Annotated in this window: 13 protein-coding genes; 5 read left to right on the forward strand and 8 right to left on the reverse strand. The window is 57.3% G+C overall.

What is annotated here, in order from left to right:
- Window positions 1–297: 297 nt before the first annotated feature.
- The 4 genes from MWC30_RS14510 to MWC30_RS14535 all read right to left on the reverse strand — a co-directional run bounded on the left by MWC30_RS14510 (window position 298) and on the right by MWC30_RS14535 (window position 5102).
- On the reverse strand, window positions 298–1728 hold the full coding sequence (locus MWC30_RS14510) for a YecA family protein (RefSeq protein ID WP_244084916.1): 1431 nt from the start codon (window positions 1726–1728) through the stop codon (window positions 298–300).
- Window positions 1729–1962: 234 nt separating this feature from the next.
- Window positions 1963–4461, reverse strand: a complete 2499-nt coding sequence (locus MWC30_RS22680; RefSeq protein WP_269467791.1) for a helix-turn-helix domain-containing protein — start codon at window positions 4459–4461, stop codon at window positions 1963–1965.
- 88 nt (window positions 4462–4549) lie between these two features.
- Entirely contained in the window at window positions 4550–4858 is a 309-nt protein-coding gene (locus MWC30_RS14530; protein ID WP_244084917.1) for a hypothetical protein, read from the reverse strand.
- Window positions 4842–5102: a hypothetical protein gene (locus MWC30_RS14535; RefSeq protein ID WP_244084918.1), complete on the reverse strand. Its 261-nt coding sequence runs from the start codon at window positions 5100–5102 to the stop codon at window positions 4842–4844. The genes MWC30_RS14530 and MWC30_RS14535 overlap by 17 nt, the downstream gene beginning before the upstream one ends.
- Before the next feature lie 254 nt (window positions 5103–5356).
- On the opposite strand from MWC30_RS14535, the gene MWC30_RS14540 reads away from it, so the two are divergent.
- Window positions 5357–6130 carry a dienelactone hydrolase family protein gene (locus MWC30_RS14540; RefSeq protein WP_244084919.1) on the forward strand — a complete coding sequence of 258 codons (774 nt, stop codon included), beginning with the start codon at window positions 5357–5359 and terminating at the stop codon, window positions 6128–6130.
- Between the two features lie 144 nt (window positions 6131–6274).
- Here the strand turns inward: MWC30_RS14540 and MWC30_RS14545 are convergent, their stop codons facing one another.
- The 4 genes from MWC30_RS14545 to amrS all read right to left on the reverse strand — a co-directional run bounded on the left by MWC30_RS14545 (window position 6275) and on the right by amrS (window position 9779).
- Window positions 6275–7036, reverse strand: coding sequence for a LamB/YcsF family protein (locus tag MWC30_RS14545; protein ID WP_244084920.1), 762 nt, complete (start codon window positions 7034–7036; stop codon window positions 6275–6277).
- Between the two features lie 10 nt (window positions 7037–7046).
- A complete protein-coding gene (locus tag MWC30_RS14550) occupies window positions 7047–8003 on the reverse strand; it encodes a biotin-dependent carboxyltransferase family protein (RefSeq protein WP_244084921.1) in 957 nt (318 codons plus the stop codon).
- On the reverse strand, window positions 7984–8682 hold the full coding sequence (gene pxpB / locus MWC30_RS14555) for a 5-oxoprolinase subunit PxpB (RefSeq protein WP_244084922.1): 699 nt from the start codon (window positions 8680–8682) through the stop codon (window positions 7984–7986). The genes MWC30_RS14550 and pxpB overlap by 20 nt, the downstream gene beginning before the upstream one ends.
- An 83-nt stretch (window positions 8683–8765) precedes the next feature.
- On the reverse strand, window positions 8766–9779 hold the full coding sequence (gene amrS / locus MWC30_RS14560) for an AmmeMemoRadiSam system radical SAM enzyme (RefSeq protein WP_244084923.1): 1014 nt from the start codon (window positions 9777–9779) through the stop codon (window positions 8766–8768).
- 240 nt (window positions 9780–10019) lie between these two features.
- On the opposite strand from amrS, the gene MWC30_RS14565 reads away from it, so the two are divergent.
- The 4 genes from MWC30_RS14565 (at window position 10020) to MWC30_RS14580 (ending at window position 16164) form a co-directional block, all read left to right on the forward strand.
- Window positions 10020–11360: a glucose-6-phosphate isomerase gene (locus MWC30_RS14565; protein WP_244084924.1), complete on the forward strand. Its 1341-nt coding sequence runs from the start codon at window positions 10020–10022 to the stop codon at window positions 11358–11360.
- 417 nt (window positions 11361–11777) lie between these two features.
- Complete coding sequence (gene glmS, locus MWC30_RS14570) at window positions 11778–13604, forward strand: glutamine--fructose-6-phosphate transaminase (isomerizing) (protein WP_244084925.1); 1827 nt, start codon at window positions 11778–11780, stop codon at window positions 13602–13604.
- A 462-nt stretch (window positions 13605–14066) separates the two neighbouring features.
- Complete coding sequence (gene ydiK, locus MWC30_RS14575) at window positions 14067–15212, forward strand: AI-2E family transporter YdiK (RefSeq protein ID WP_244084926.1); 1146 nt, start codon at window positions 14067–14069, stop codon at window positions 15210–15212.
- A gap of 22 nt (window positions 15213–15234) precedes the next feature.
- A complete protein-coding gene (locus MWC30_RS14580; protein ID WP_256461264.1) occupies window positions 15235–16164 on the forward strand; it encodes an NAD(P)/FAD-dependent oxidoreductase in 930 nt (309 codons plus the stop codon).
- Window positions 16165–16357 lie beyond the last annotated feature (193 nt).

Consider the following 16357-nt stretch of genomic DNA (forward strand, 5'->3'; position numbering starts at 1 on the left):
CTCAGCCTATCTCTCCTTTAGTTTACTACAGGAGGCCATTGATCACATATTGAAGAACTTTGGAACGAAATACACAATCAACTTCTCCACCTAGAATGTTGTGAAACTTTTGCTTGGGTACTTAAGTATTCAAAAAATCTTCGCCTTTCCACTCCGTCGACCTCACTGCCTCGGCAGCAATCACAACTATTATATCGCCCAGTCGGACATATTCCAGAAGCTGATTCCGGGCCGGGCGATCCATCCTTGGCCCGGTCATCTTTATGGTGAAGCTTCACCGATGATCATCCACCGCCGTCAAAAAGGAAACCTTTCAAATGCTCTGGCCGACACCTCTGTTCTCAGCAGACCGGGTAAAACCTGTTTGTGGAGCTCGAGGCACCATTGTTGAATCCCCGCTCTCCGTTCCTCCGTGATGCATTGTGTCGTTTCAAGGTATTCAGCAAACCAGTAGATGGAATTCAGGGAAACGAGGGCAGCAGTGCTGTCCAGGAAGATGAAAGATTTGCAGGTTCTTGCAATCGTTGTTTCGATCTTGTTTTTGGTGAAAACAAACGTTTCCCTGGGCAGCTTTCCTTCCGGGATGGCATGAATGAGGTACCTCAAGAGCAGCTTCCTGTGGAATTCTGCCGCCAGCCAATCTTTCTCTTTATGCTCATGGAGGAATCCCATGAAGTTGAGGCTGACTTGGTAGTATCGCACGAACACCTGCTCCCTCGTCTTGCAGTCATCTATGTTCCAACTGGTTCGGCTGTTCAGAATGAGCTCGAAATGTTGCCTCAGGAAATCGGGCTGATAGAGCTCGTCTTTGAGAAGGATCCTGATGGTCTTCAGTTTTGCAGCCAGGTCCTCCAGGTCGGTATGAGTGAAATCAGGCCTGAGGAAAGGAGCCATGTATGCCGCCACCAGGATCTCGAGGAGCTCCTCTCCTCCAAAGATTCCGGGTGATGTGTAAACACTGTAATAAACGTCCTGGACCAAATCGGTGACCATTTCCCGGCAATTGTTCGCCATCATGAGCTCAATGGTTTTGAAGAGGTTGTCCGGATCGTGCTCGGGATACTCCTTGAAGAAGTTCAGGAAGTTCGCTGCCTCGTCTTTGCGGCCGATGGTGATCTTATGAGCGATGATGTCACGGTCGTAGTAACCGAAGCTCCTGATATACGCGTCGGTGAACCGGCTCCGCATTTTCAACAGGAGATCGATATAGTCCGCGTGCCTGCCTTCCCTGAGATATTTGCCGCCCAGCTCGAACAGCACCTCCGTGTGTAATTCAAGATTTGGTACCAGTTTGGGATGGTCCCGCAGAAAATCCTCAAGATGTTGCCTGATCTCCTCGACCCCGCTCATCTTCTTATACTCTTCCCACCACCGGTCGACGATTTCCTGTTCTGCATCGCTGATGGGAGGACTCTCCTTCGACACGGTTTTGCGCAGTCGGATCACCGATCTCGAATCCTCGAAGGTCTCATCCCCTACCTCGTCATCAACCATCTCGTCTAAAGTCTCATCATAGGACTCCTCTTCGGAATCCTCCTCGAGCTCCTCCTCTTCCTCATCGACGAAGAGCTCTTCGTCCTCTTCGGCCACTTTAGTGGCCAGGAGCGCTCTCCTCTCTCGATCCTCCATGGCGGATCGTCTTGCTTCCTCCTCTTTTGCGAGGCAACATTTCTTGTACTTCTTGCCGCTCCCGCAAGGGCAGGGGGCATTTCTTCCTATTTTCGCCATACTCCCATCCTCTCCTCATCAGGAGACCGTTGTCGGGTCCCTCTCAAAAATCCTGCTGCACGTACAGTCCAAATCGCCTCAGTTTCGCCTGCGAAAAGAAAGCCCTTCCATCAAGGACCAAGTCGTGACACATCTCGGAGGCTGTCTGAAAATTCCCTCCTTGGGGGCAATCGAAGCCGGTTTGACTCCCGAGCAGATGAATTTTTAAACAGCCTCTCAAGCGCCATTCCGGCATCAGGCAGGAAGCTCTTTTGTGGCGTTCCCGGTTGCCAGATAGTTCCGGTGTGCCTGGACCAGCCTGATTTCACCGTATGAATAACTATCGCCCAGGCTTTGCTTGATTTCCCCCAGCGGCTTGTCCTTCATTTCCATCAGCCTCTGATCGATGGCTTTGAGCTTTTCCTCGGGGATCAACTTTCCGACATCGAGCCGGCCGGTTTCCACGAAGCAGGTCAGATGGCCCTCTATGGTGGAATGGGCGAGACCCCGCTCCCGGGCCACCTGAGCAACGGTCAATCCCTTGCTGAACAACTCGTAGGTAATCTGCCTTGTATCTTTTGCGGCAGTCTTCCCTCCCGTGGCAGGGGGCTTGGGGGCGGCCGTCGTCGATCGAACGGGTCCGCTGATTCCGTGCTTCTGCCGATAGGCGGAAACCAGGGCCAGCAGCTCCTGCCCGTATTTCTCGCAGAGGCGCTTTCCGATCCCCCTGATGCTCATGAGGGCCGCAGGACTGTCGGGCAGAGTTGCCGCGATCTGCATCAACACGCTCTGGTGCAAAATCTGGTAGTGGGGGAGACCGGCTTCCCCGGCCTTGGCGGCGCGCCAATCCTTCAGTGCCTGGAGGAGCTCCGGGGCGCCGATTTCAGAGACGTCAGTGTCGGCAGTCCTGTTTTTTGTCTCTCTGGCCGTCGTCAGGTCGATTTCGGCGGATGACAGGGCGCGCAGGTAGCGGGCAGGAGAAAAGCCGGGCTTACAGCTCCGCGCAGCCGCAAGCTTCACTGCCGTCTCTTTCTTGAGCTCGTCCAGGGCGACCCTGGCGATCTTTGCAATTTCCTTGTTGTCCGTGTCGATTCGCAGGGCCGCGAGCCGGTCCCCCAGAATCGAGTTGAGCTTCTCCTCGAAATAGACCCCGGCCCTGGTGGTGCGGTCGAGGACCGCCGGGTCCGCTTCCGGCGGCTTGTCGTCCGCGAAAAGCCCGGTCAATTGCCTGTGGAACTTTTCGCTGACGACGAAGATCTCCGCTCTTGCCCGGTCCTCCATCTCCTGGAGGTCCCCTGCGCCCGACAGGCTGACAGTCCTGGCATTGGCCCGGAGCACTCGAATGAACCGTCCCAGCAGCCCGCGCAGCTGGGAAAAGTCGAAGCATTCGGTGAGCAGCCGCTGCTGATAGAGGATCTTGGCGGCTTGGAGCTTCTCCACCGAAGGTGGGGTCTCGGATGTTTGCGCAATAAACTGGGACACGGCTCCATCGGTCTTGATGGCGTGGCCCGGAATGGGCGAGCTCAGCACCAGGCCTTCGAAGGTCTTGCAGCGGCTCAAGGCAACGTAAACCTGCCCGTGGGCAAAGGCAGCCCCGGCGTCGATGACGGCCCGGTCGAATGTCAGCCCCTGGCTTTTATGAATGGTGATGGCCCAGGCCAGCTTGAGGGGAAGCTGCACGAAGCTGCCGACCTTGTCCTCGGTGATTTCCGCTGTCGCGGGATCGATCCGGTATTTGATGTTTTCCCAGATTGCCGGCTCCACCGTGATCTCCCCCTCATCGCCGGGGCACTTCACCGAAACCGACTGGTCAGTCATCCGGGTGATCTTTCCGATCTTGCCGTTGAAATAGAGCTTCCCCGGCGAGGGATCGTTCTTCACGAACATCACCTGGGCGCCCTTTTTGAGGGTGAGCTCCAGGGACGTCGGATACGAATACTCCGGAAAATCCCCCTCGACCTCGGCACGAAAGCTCCGCGGTTTCTCAGGCAGAGCCTTCAGCCTGGATTCGTTGATGGCATCGGCGCTCCGGTTGTGGGTGCTCAACGTGATAGTGCCGTCGTTTTCACCGGGTCTGAAATTCTTACGGTAGCGGCTGTTGAGCTCATGAAGCGAAGCCTGGTCGAGCTGATTGTCGCGCACCCGGTTCAGGAGGTCGATGAAGCGCCCGTCCGACTGGCGGTAGATGTGCTTCAGCTCGATCACCACCAGGTCCGAAAGGCTGAGGGCGCGGCAGCCGAAGAAGTACATGGAATCATAGAAGTCCCGCAGGATGGCCCGGTCGTCCTCCTTGACGACGGGGGAAAGCTGCTGCAGGTCTCCGATCATGAGCAGCTGGACCCCGCCGAAGGGCAGATCGTTGCGGCGGTAGTGCCTCAGGACACTGTCGACCCCGTCGAGCAAATCCGCCCGCACCATGCTGATCTCATCGATGACCAGCAGGTCCAGGCTCCTTACAATATTGATTTTCTCTTTGCTGAACCTGTGCTGGTTGTGGCGGCCGTAGTCTTCGCTCCCCGGCACGAATGGACCGAAAGGCAACTGGAAAAATGAATGCAGGGTGACCCCGCCGGCGTTGATGGCCGCCACACCGGTCGGAGCGGTGACGATCATGCGCTTGTGGGTATTCTTTTTCATGTTGTGAAGAAACGTGGTTTTGCCGGTGCCTGCCTTGCCGGTCAGGAAGATGTTCCGGTCGGTGTACTCCACAAAATCGTGGGCCAGTTGAAGCTCAGGGTTGGGGGGAATGTTCATGGTGCCGGCTCGTCCAGGTCCTCGGTATATCGCTCAGCGTCCCGGTTCGTCAAAGTTTGCTCATCACACCCGGAGCAATCGTACGCTGCTAACGGTACGCTGAATCATGATCCGGGTGAAGCGACAAAAATCGCATAAATTGCCCTTCGCTGTAGACCAGCGCCCGAAATTTGTCGCTCACGCGAACAGTGTAAAGGCGAGTGCCGTTTGGTCCCTTTTTGGATTGGACAAGCTCCCAGTGCAGGCCCGTGTCTCTGTAAGCTTCGGCCCAGGCAAGTTTTTTGATCTTGCGAAGCGTCGCAAGGACTCGGCCCGCCTCATCCCTTTCAAGGCTGAGGAGATCGTCCTGGAATATGGGGTTGTTTAGATCGAGCAGCACATTATGAGATTCGCCCACTCAACGTCTCCAAATCGGTTTCCTTCGGCGGGTTTTCCCTGGCCCAGGAAATGGCTTGATCGATCCGTGTTTTCTTAGGCTCGGCGTGAATCCAAAGCTCGCTATCCGGAATGACTTTAGCGATCTTGAGAAGCCACACCCCTTCCTCGACCTGCTCCATGAGCACAGTCTGTCCGGCATATTGCTTTCCAAGGGAGATCTGGCCGCTTGCTCCGACGACCTTTACAGCTTGGCTATGTCTCATTTGTCAACCTCCTCCATTTGTTCATGTAATTGTGCCGCACAATAACAGGAATACATGAAGACTTCAATGGTTAGCAGCCGTGAAGTGCTCCGAGGATAGAGGATACAGGGGAGCTCTTCGGGGTGGACTGGCTGGAGCATCGAGAGGGACGCCCATGAAATAATGCGTTTATGTCACCACAGGGTAGCCGCCGCCTTGCAAGGGGGCAAGGGACGTCCTAAGTTTGCTTAAAAACCTTAAAGAAGGAGTCTACCATGAAATATTCAATTCCACTGGCAATGATTCTTCTGGCCGCCGTCAACGCGCATGGGGCCATCCATACGGAATGGGTGCAGTACCGTCATGGAGAAACACTCCTGGAGGGTTACCTGGCCTATGATGATGCTGTCAAAGGGCCGCGCCCGGGTGTGCTCGTGGTCCATGAATGGATGGGACTCGAGGATTATGCCATGAAGCGGGCCGAGCAGCTGGCGGGGATGGGATATGTGGCCTTCGCCCTGGATATGTATGGCAAGGGTGTGCGGGCAAAAACGCCCGAGGAGGCTGCCAAGCTGTCAGGAATCTACAAGGGAGACCGCCCCCTCATGCGAGCCAGGGCCCAGGCGGGCCTGGATGAGCTCCGGAAGCAGCCCCTTGTCGATCCTTCACGCATCGCCGCCATCGGCTACTGCTTCGGGGGGACGACCGTGCTCGAGCTGGCCCGCAGCGGCGCTCCCGTGGCCGGAGTTGTGAGCTTCCACGGGGGCCTGGGTACGCCTGAGCCTGCCGATGCGAAAAACATCAAGGGTAAGGTCCTGGTGCTGCACGGCGCCGACGACCCCCATGTGCCGTCCGCAGAAGTAGCCGCGTTTCAAGATGAAATGCGCAAAGCTGCCGTGGACTGGCAGATGATCTACTATGGCGGCGCCGTACACAGCTTCACCAACCCTGGCTCCGGCACGGATGCTTCCACCGGCGTGGCCTACAATGAAAAGGCCGACAAGCGCTCCTGGGAGGCCATGAAAGCCTTCTTCAAAGAGCTCTTCTGATATGCCCGGCGCGTAGGGTGGGCTTTGCCCACCATTCTGCGCCGAAAGCATCGGTTGGTGGGCAAAAGCCCACACCCTACGCGGGAGAGCAATGTCTCGTTGTCGTACCCATTTGACCGGCGAGTCGGGAAGACGTTGTTGATTTCACCAGTCTCCGGGCGGTGCAACCCGGATTCCTGCATCTTCCAGTGCTTCGCGAATGGCTTTGGCCAACATCCAGGCTCCGGGAGTATCTCCATGGACACAGAGGGTGTCCGCCCGAAGCCGGATCTCGTCCCCGTTCACCGCAGTGAGCCGACCATGACGGATGAGCTTCACGACCCGCCTGCGCACCGTGTCCGGGTCATGGAGGACGGAGCCCTCCATGCTGCGGGGGGCCAGCTGCCCGTCCGGAAGGTAAGCCCGGTCCGGGAAGACCTCCTGGACCACCCGCAGGCCGGAGGCCTCAGCCATTTCAGCACAGATGGAACCGGAAAGAGTAAAAAGAAACAGCTCCGGATCAAAGGACTTCACAGCCTCGATGACCTCCTGGGCCGCCGCTTCGTCTCCTACGGCATGGTTGTAGAGCGCTCCATGGGGCTTCACGTGCCGTAATTGGACCCCGGCCGCTCGCGTGAAAGCGCTGAGGGCTCCCATCTGGTAGAGCAGGTAACCCTTGATTTCTCCCGGAAAGGTCTGGAGCCTGCGGCGGCCGTAGCCCATCAGGTCGGGATAGCCCGGGTGAGCGCCGACGCTGACACCATGTGCTTCCGCCAGGGAGACGGTCCGCGCCATCACGAGGGGGTCCCCTGCATGGTAGCCGCATGCGATGTTGGCCGAGGTGATGAAGGGAATGATCTTTTCGTCTTCCCCGATGGAATAGGAGCCGAAGCTTTCGCCCATATCGCAATTGATGTCGACAGGCATGGTGTCCGTGTCACTCCCACCGGAGTCCGGTCTGAGCGGCGTACCGCCGCAGTCCGTATTCCTTCTTGATGTAGATTTCCCGCGCCTTGATGAGGTTCACCGGGGAGAAGCGGACTTCCGCTTCCGGCAGTGCCTGGGCGATGAGGGGAATGTCGGCGGAAACCACCGTTCCTGCTTTCACATAGCCTCCCGTGGTGGGGCGATCCGCCAGCAGGATCATGGGCTGGCCGTTGCCCGGCACCTGGACGGCTCCCAGGGCGATGCCGTCGGAAATGATGTCCGGCCCTGTTCGGTGGGTGATCCTGGGGCCTTTGAGGGCGCAGCCCATGCGGTCCATGCGGTCCGTCAGCCTGTAGGTTCCGGTGGTGAAGGCATGGACGCCTTCATCGCTCAGTTCCTCGTCCTGGGGACCCGGCACGAACCTCAGGATGAGGTGCTGTGAATAGGCCGGAATGAGGTTCCAGGGGTGGTTGCGGATGAGCTTCCCCTTTCGTTTTCCCGTGAAGATGCGATCCCCGCTCCGCAGCGCCCTTCCACCGAAGCCCCCGAAACGGCCGCGCAGGTAAGTCGATTTGCTGCCGAGAACGAGGGGCACATCCACTCCTCCAGCCAGGCACAGATAATCCCGCACCCCCTTGCAAGAACGCTCCACGGTAAGACGGTCTCCATGGACTGCCTGAAGCGCCGACCACGACGGAATGGGCTCGCCGTTCAGCTTGGCGGATTCACCGGGGCCGGTCACGCAAAAGGCCATATTGCCCAGGAAGACCCCCTCAAAACCTCCCAGGGTGATCTCGATGCAGGCTTCGTGGGGAGGGTTTCCCACGAGGGAATTGCCGATGGTCAGCGCGCAGGGGTCCATGGCCCCGGAAACCGGGACTCCCATGTGCTGATATCCCAGGCGCCCCCTGTCCTGGATCGTGGCCAGAGGACCGCCGTGAATGATTTCAAGAATGGCTGTATTCATCTGCACTTATCGGTATGAATTTTATGGACATTCCTGCTTCCAGGAGGAAGGGGGCGGGGCGTGCCGAGTCGAAGAGCTTCAATGGTGTTCGCCCGATGAGCTGCCATCCTCCCGGACTCTCAATGGAATAGATCCCCGTCTGCTGGTCGGCGATCCCGACACTGCCCGCCGGCACCCGAATGCGGGGCGTCGTTTTCCTCGGTATGAACAGCCGGGGGTCCAGGCCTCCCAGGTAAGCGAAGCCCGGTGTGAAGCCGATCATGTAGACATGATAGAGGGGCGCGGAGTGCAGGGCGACGACCTCTTCCACCGTCAGGCCGTGTGCGGACGCCGCCTCTTCCATATCCGGACCGTATTCCCCCCCGTAACACACGGGAATGCTCATGACTCGCTCGTCTTTCAGGGGGCCTTCCGGCTCCTGAAGAAGCTTTTCAATCTCCAGGATGAGCTGCTCGTAAGAGCTTTCCCATGGGTCGTATTGGACAAAAAGAGATCGATACGTCGGGTTGAAGGAGAGAACCCCCGGGAGCCTGGCTTCCGTCAGTTTACGGCACAGGGCGTGCACCCTCCGGTTGACTTCCAGGTCGATGATGTTCCCGAATTCTATACTGACAGCCGTTTCACCGCAGGGAAGGAAGCGCGGCCGGCCAGGTGTGGGGCTATTCTTTTCTGCATCCACCAAAGCATTTTCCTGGATTCCAGCTTCAGCTGGAATGACGAGCAAACGGATTTTTAAACAGTTACTTAGCCATGCCCCCCCTCCTACTTCCATACCCCGTCAATGGGGGCGGTGCACTTGGGGCAGCATCCGTCCTGGAGCACGTTGCGGCGGATGGTGTACCCGGTGCGCTGGATGAGGAGCTCTCCGCAGGCAGGGCAATAGGTGTTTTCCCCTCTGTCGCCAGGGATGTTGCCGGTGTAAACATACCGGAGGCCTGCCTCCAGGCCGATCTCCCGCGCCCGCTGCAGTTGGGAGGCGGTTGTCCGGGGTCGATCCAACATCTTATAGGTCGGGTAAAATGCTGAAACGTGCCACGGAATCTCTATGCCCACGCCCTTGATGAAGGCGGCGATGTCTTTGAGCTCTTCATCCGAGTCATTCAGGCCGGGAATGACCAGGGTCGTCACCTCCACCCAAACGCCCAGTTGCTTCATGAGGATGATGGTGTCGAGGACCGGTTGCAGCCTTGCCTTGCAGACCTTGTGGTAGAACGCGTCGGAAAAGCTCTTGAGATCGATGTTGTCGGCATCGAGGACCGTGGCCATGGCTCGGGCCGACGCCTCCGTCATGAACCCGTTGGAAACGAAGACATTGCGGATTCCTTCACCGCGAGCCAGTACGGCGGTGTCGCGGGCAAATTCCGAAAAAATGGTGGGCTCCGTGTAGGTGTAAGCGATGCTTTCAGCCCGGCTGGCTTTCACCTTGCGGATGAGCTCCTCCGGGGTCAGATCCTCGCCGATGATCTCGCTCTCGTAGAGGCGGGGAAACTGGGATATTTCATAGTTCTGGCAATGGAGGCACTGAAAGTTGCAGCCCACCGTGGCAATGGAATAGGCCCGTGATCCGGGGAGAAAGTGGAAGAGGGGCTTCTTTTCGATGGGATCCACATGCTGGGAGATGATCTTGCCGTAGACGAGAGAATGGAGTGTCCCGTCCCGGTTCTCCCGGACGCCGCAAATTCCCCGTTTTCCAGGAACGATGACGCATTCATGGGCGCACAACCGGCACTGAACCTTTTCGTCACCCAGCCTTTCATAGAATCCGGCTTCCTTCATGGTTTCCCCTTTCTGTTCTCCAGGTGGGCTTTGTATGTATCATAACCAAAAAATCGCGCGCATGCCATGCCTGAATGCAGCGACAATTTGCATTCCCCCTTCAACGCTCCTTGACATCGTCCGAAGAGCGGGCAAAAATGCATCAGTTTCTTCTTTTCTCCATTTTCACGACAATCTGGATAAAAAGAATCGCCCAATCTCTTGACCTAATAATTCGTTAAACACGAACCGAGGATGGCCATGAAAAAACTTGCTTTCGACGATTCCCACGCCCTTTCTTTTATCAATCCTCATGAGCTTCAGTTCATGGAACGCCCGGTGATGGAGGCGGCCAGGGTTCTTGAAGAGAAGTCGGGGCCGGGGAACGATTTCCTGGGCTGGCTCGACTTGCCCGTGGCTCATGACCGGGAAGAATTCGCACGCATCAAGGCCGCGGCGGGAAAGATCAAAGCGCACTCGGATGTGCTTGTCGTCGTGGGCATCGGGGGCTCTTACCTGGGAGCCAAGTCCGCCATTGAATTTTTGAGCCATTCCTTCTTCAACGCTTTGCCCAAGGCTGTGCGAAAGGGCCCTGAAATCTATTTTCTCGGGATCAATCTTTCTGCAGCGTATTGCATGGATGTGCTGGAAATCATCGGAGAGAGAGATTTTTCCGTCAATGTCATCTCTAAGTCGGGAACCACCACGGAACCCGCCATCGCCTTCAGGATTCTCAAGAAGAAGCTGGAAGAAAAATACGGAAAGGCCGGCGCGCGACAGAGAATTTTTGCGACGACGGATCGGGCTCGTGGGGCTTTGAAGCAGCTCGCGACGGAGGAAGGGTACGAGACCTTTGTTGTGCCCGATGACGTGGGAGGAAGGTATTCCGTTCTGACTGCCGTCGGTCTTTTGCCCATTGCTGTGGCCGGCATCGATATCGATGCCCTCATGCAGGGGGCTGCGGACGCCTCGGAAGATTTCAAGGCTCCTTATGCCGAGAACGACTGTTACCGATATGTGGCCGTGAGAAATATTTTGCACAGAAAAGGCAAAAACATCGAATTGATGATCAACTATGAACCAAAATTGCACTTCATCGCCGAATGGTGGAAACAGCTGTTCGGCGAATCCGAAGGCAAAGACGGCAAAGGGTTGTTCCCCGCATCGGCGGACTTCACGACGGATTTGCATTCCCTGGGACAGTACATCCAGGACGGTCGCAGGCAGCTCTTTGAAACCCAGATCAGCATCGAAGCTCCCGAAGTGGATCTCACACTGGTGGAAGATGAAGGTGACCTGGACGGACTCAATTTTCTGGCGGGTAAAACCCTCGATGACGTGAACAAAAAGGCTTCCCAGGGAACGATCCTGGCGCACGTCGAGGGGGGCGTTCCCAATCTCGTCCTCCGCATGCCGGCGGCGACGCCCTATCACCTGGGATATCTTTATTATTTCTTCGAAAAGGCTTGTGCCGTCAGTGGGTACCTCCTGGGGGTCAATCCCTTCGACCAGCCCGGAGTGGAAGCATACAAGAAGAACATGTTTGCCCTGCTGGGAAAACCCGGCTATGAAGAAGCGGCCAAACGTCTGACACAAAAATAGCCCCCGGTTTCCCCCTGGGCTGTGGGGGCTATGGTGTTTTGGGTATAGTTTTTGCTTGGTGTTGTCCCCTATGTGTACCAAGAGATGGGGAGTCGCAGCATTGCGGAATGGTTCGGGACCCTGTGGAAAAGGTGGTGGAGCATGAGTCCGTGAAGGTGGCGTCGAAGTATTTTGGGTGAGGAGCATTCAGGAGAGAGCCAAAAGAAAGCAGACCAAGCGCCAGGGCTCATATGGAACTGGGTATGAGTCGACGAGGACGCAGGGCCATCGAAAGATTCGGCGGATGCCCTGAGGGATGTCACAGCCCGAGGAATGTACAAACCCTGCAAGCGATTGCAGAAACAAAGGCATTCCCGTGACTGGCTTTCTTCTAAAAGAGACCTTTCTGGAAAGGCTGTTTTAGAGGAGCATGAGCGTATGTGCGGAATAGTGGGTTATATCGGTGCGAGACAGGCGGTGGAAGTCATCATGGACGGGTTGTCCCGGTTGGAATACCGGGGGTACGATTCGGCCGGCGTTGCCGTCAACGATGGACGGGAAATTGTCATCGAGAAGAAGAAAGGGAGACTGCAGCTCCTGGAAGAGGAATTGAAGGTGAAGCCCCTGTGCGGATGCATGGGCATCGGCCATACACGGTGGGCAACTCACGGTGAGCCCTCCGATGCCAACTCGCATCCTCACAGCGACGAAACCTGTTCCCTGGCGGTGGTCCATAACGGCATCATCGAAAATTACCTTGAAATCAAGAGCGAGCTCAAGAAGAATGGCGTCGTTTTCAAGTCCGAGACCGACACGGAAGTGGTCTCGCATCTCATCGATTTCTACTACAGCGGGGATCTTCTCGATGCGGTCTACAAGACCCTGGAGCGGGTGAGAGGGGCTTATGCCCTCGGGGTCATCCACAAGGACCGGCCGGATGTTTTGATCGCCGCGCGCAAGGACAGCCCCCTCGTGATCGGGGTTGGCGAGGGCGAAAACTTCATCGCCTCGGACATCCCCGCTTTGCTCAAATACACCAAAAATGTGTACCTCCTGGAAGATGGAGACGTGGCGGTCCTCACCCGGGACACGATCGAAGTCTATGATCTCCAAAGAAAAAAAGTCTCCAAAGAGCTGACGGAGATCACCTGGGACCTGGAATCCGCCACCAAGGGGGGCTACCCGCATTTCATGATCAAGGAGATCTACGAACAGCCCCACGGCATCAAGGAAACCATCACCCGGCGGCTGGATGAAAACGGACTGGTGAGGTTCGACGACATCAAGCTGACGAGGGAAGACCTGGCGGAAATCGAATCCATTTATATCGTAGCCTGCGGAACTGCCTATCATGCGGGCATGGTGGGGCGCAAGGCCATCGAAAAGATTGCCCGCATCAAGGTGGAGACCGACATCTCGTCGGAATTCCGATACGACACGCCGTTCATCGATGAGAAAACTCTCGTCATTCTGGTCAGCCAGTCGGGGGAGACCCTCGACACCCTCGCCGCCCTCCGCGAGGCCAAAAAGCGCGGTGCCCGGACTCTGGCCATCACCAATGTCATGGGGTCGTCCATCGCCCGGGAGGCCGAGCATGTCATCTACACCTGGGCCGGACCTGAAATTTCCGTCGCCTCCACCAAGGCGTACACCACACAGATCACCTGCCTCTTCATGCTGGCCCTCGACATGGCCTTCAAGAAGGACGTGCTCGATCTCGAGAGTTACCGCACTCTCCTGGAAAAACTGAAAGAGGTTCCCGAGAAGATCGAAGCGGTCATCGAAAACGAGCCCCAGGTGCGGCAAATTGCAGACAAGCTCGTGAATGTGGAGCACGGTTTCTTCATCGGCCGGGGAATGGATTACTGCATTGCCCTGGAAGGCTCGCTGAAGATGAAAGAAATTTCCTATGTGCACACGGAAGCCTTCGCCGCGGGAGAGTTGAAGCACGGTACCATCGCCCTCATCGAGCCGGGCACCCCGGTCATCGCCTTGGCGACCCAGCAGAATCTCTTTGAAAAATCCATCTCCAACATCAAGGAGGTCAAGGCCAGAGGGGCTTATGTCATCGGAATCACCGTCGAGGGCAATACCCTCATCGAACAGGTGGCCGACGACGTCCTGTACGTTCCCCGGGTGGACGATCTGTTCGCGGGACTCGTGGGAGTCGTATACCTGCAGCTCCTGGCCTACCATGTTTCCGCCATGAAGGGACTCGATGTGGATAAGCCCCGCAACCTGGCCAAATCGGTCACCGTTGAATGAGGGGGATGGGCTTTCGGAATCCTCTGAGCCGGGTTGCCGCGTGCAGTTCTGCGCCGTAGCCCGGCAAAATGCTCGTATTTGCCTGACTTTTTCTTGCCTGACGCCCTGCAGAGCGCCTGTTATACTGCGAACGGTTAAGAGCTTGACTTTTGTAGGAGCGGCTTCCAGCCGCGATTTTATTGGGAGCCGGCTGGTGCAATCGCGGCTGGAAGCCGCTCCTACGGGATCATCAATTAGTCAGGATCTCATCCGATTGGAGTATACCTCTGCCTGCGCCAGGGTGCCTTCTGCGGATGCCTCTTCTGCACCCTGAAGGCACCTGCCGACGCCGTCATTCTGCATAAAAGCTCCCTCCAAAGATCGCAGACCTGCGATGAGATGCACTGCGCTCTCTCTTTGGCGCTCCGTCGGTCAAGATGTTATGGCCCCACCCTTGAGAAAGACATTTTTCGAAGGATTTTCATGTCGCCCGTGATCGCATTCCAGGATATCATCCGCACCACCCTGGCAGTTCTCTTCATTGGATTTCTGATCACTTCCAGCTTCATGGTTCTGCGGCCTTTTCTGCCGGCTCTCGTCTGGTCCACGACAATTGTCATCGCCACCTGGCCGCTCATGGTGGCTGTGCAGGACAGACTCCGCGGCAAACGCGGACTTGCCGTAGCCGTCATGACTCTCGCATTGTTGATGCTCTTTGTGATACCTTTTACCTATGCCCTCACGGTCATCATCGATCGTTCCGCCCAGCTCGTGGAGTGGGCGAGGTCGCTGGCCACCTGGAGACTGCCGCCGGCACCCCGGGCTCTGGAGCACCTGCCGCTCATCGGTGCCAAGCTGACGACAGTCTGGCAGCAGATCGCCGCCGGCAGCCAGGAAGAAATCGCCGAGCGGCTTGCGCCCTATGCCGGGATGCTGGCCGCGTGGTTTGTGGCGGAGCTCGGGACCTTTGGGGTTTTGCTCCTCCACTTCATGTTGACGCTGGTTATTTCTGCAATACTCTATTCCCATGGCGAGACGGCCGCGAGAGGGGTGTGCCGTTTTGTCAGAAGCCTATCGGGGGAGCGCGGTGAAAAAGCCATACGCCTTGCCGCCCTGTCGGTGCGTGCCGTGGCCCTGGGAATCATCGTCACGGCTCTGGTTCAGTCGCTCCTGGCGGGAGTGGGCCTTGCCGCTGCGGGGATACAATACACGGCCCTCCTGACGGCGCTCATTTTCATGTGTGCCGTGATGCAGCTGGGCCCCTGGCCCGTACTCATTCCGACGGTGATCTGGCTCTACTGGAAGGGAGATCCCTGGTGGGGGACGGGTATGCTCGTGTGGACCCTCGTGGTGGGAAGCCTGGAGAACGTCCTGCGCCCCATGCTCATCCGGAGGGGGACCGACCTGCCGGTAGTGCTCATCTTCGCCGGCGTGATCGGGGGCCTCATCGCCTTTGGAGTCATCGGGCTTTTCATCGGTCCCGTGCTGCTTGCCGTGACCCATACCCTCGTCAGTGCCTGGATCGAGGACCAGGAGCATGCCGCACTCCCGGAGCTGCCGGCCGACGAAAAGGTTTTCGGGGAGTCTTATGCGCCTGTGTCGAAAGCGGCAGAGCATTCTGAAGAATAAAATCATGGTGCATTGAACAGGAATCGGCAGTGAGCACCTCAGCACCAGCAACGATTTCCTCGACCTTGAACGGCTGCCCAGGCGGATCGCCTTCGTGGGCGGTGGCTTTATTTCTTTTGAATTCGCTCATTTTGCCGCACGGCTGGGTGAGGGAGGGCAGGAGCTCACCATCCTCGAGGTCAGTGAGAGACCGCTCGGCCCCTTCGATGGGGAAATGGTGAGCCTGCTGATGGATGCTTCCAGGGATGAGGGAATCCAGGTGCGCACGGGGATTCAGATCGCCGCCATCGAAAAGCATGCTTCCGGGCTGACTGTCCAGATGACGGGAGGGGAGCTCCTGACGGCGGACCTCGTCGTCAATGGCGCCGGAAGGGTGCCCAATCTGGAGGACCTGGCTCTGGAGGCCGGCGGAATTGACCATTCCCGGCGGGGCATCGGCGTGGATGCGGGCATGCGAACGTCCAACCCCCGTGTTTTCGCGGTGGGCGACTGTGCTGCCACGATTCAGCTGGCTCGGGTTGCGGACTATGAGGGACTCGTGGCGGCCCGAAACATCCTGGCGGAGCTGGGGTTGAACGAAGGGGCCAGGGTCGATTACGGGGCGGTGCCCGCCGTCCTCTTCACCTACCCTCAGTACGGCATGGTGGGGATGACGGAAGACGCGCTGAAGCAGCAAAATATTCCATATAAGAAGATCTTCGGGGAAAAGCTGGGGTGGCCTACCTACAGGAGAGTGGGCTTGAAGCATGCGGCCTACAAGATTTTGGTGGGATCGGACAACCGGATTCTCGGTGCCCACTTCCTTTCGGACTGCGCATCCGGTCTCGTCAATACCCTGAAACAGGCGATGCTCAACGGCACGAGTGTGCAGGACCTTTACTGGCAGAACATCATGAGCCCCTATCCCACGCGTGAAAGCGATCTGATCTACATGTTGAAGCCTCTTCTCTGAGGCATACGGTTGTTTTCCCATTACAGCGGGCGGGCGTGGGCAATGTTGTTGACTCAACCAACTTTCGTCATTCCGGCGAAAGCCGGAATCCACAAAAATAGCAACTTGCTGGACCCCGGTTTTCACCGGGGTGACGTTGAGTCGATCAGCATGGACGTGGGCATGGCGGGTGTGGCGCCCTTGTACGCCCCTT

The sequence above is a fragment of the Desulforhabdus sp. TSK genome (assembly GCF_022836495.1).
Classification (GTDB): Bacteria; Desulfobacterota; Syntrophobacteria; order Syntrophobacterales; family Syntrophobacteraceae; genus Desulforhabdus.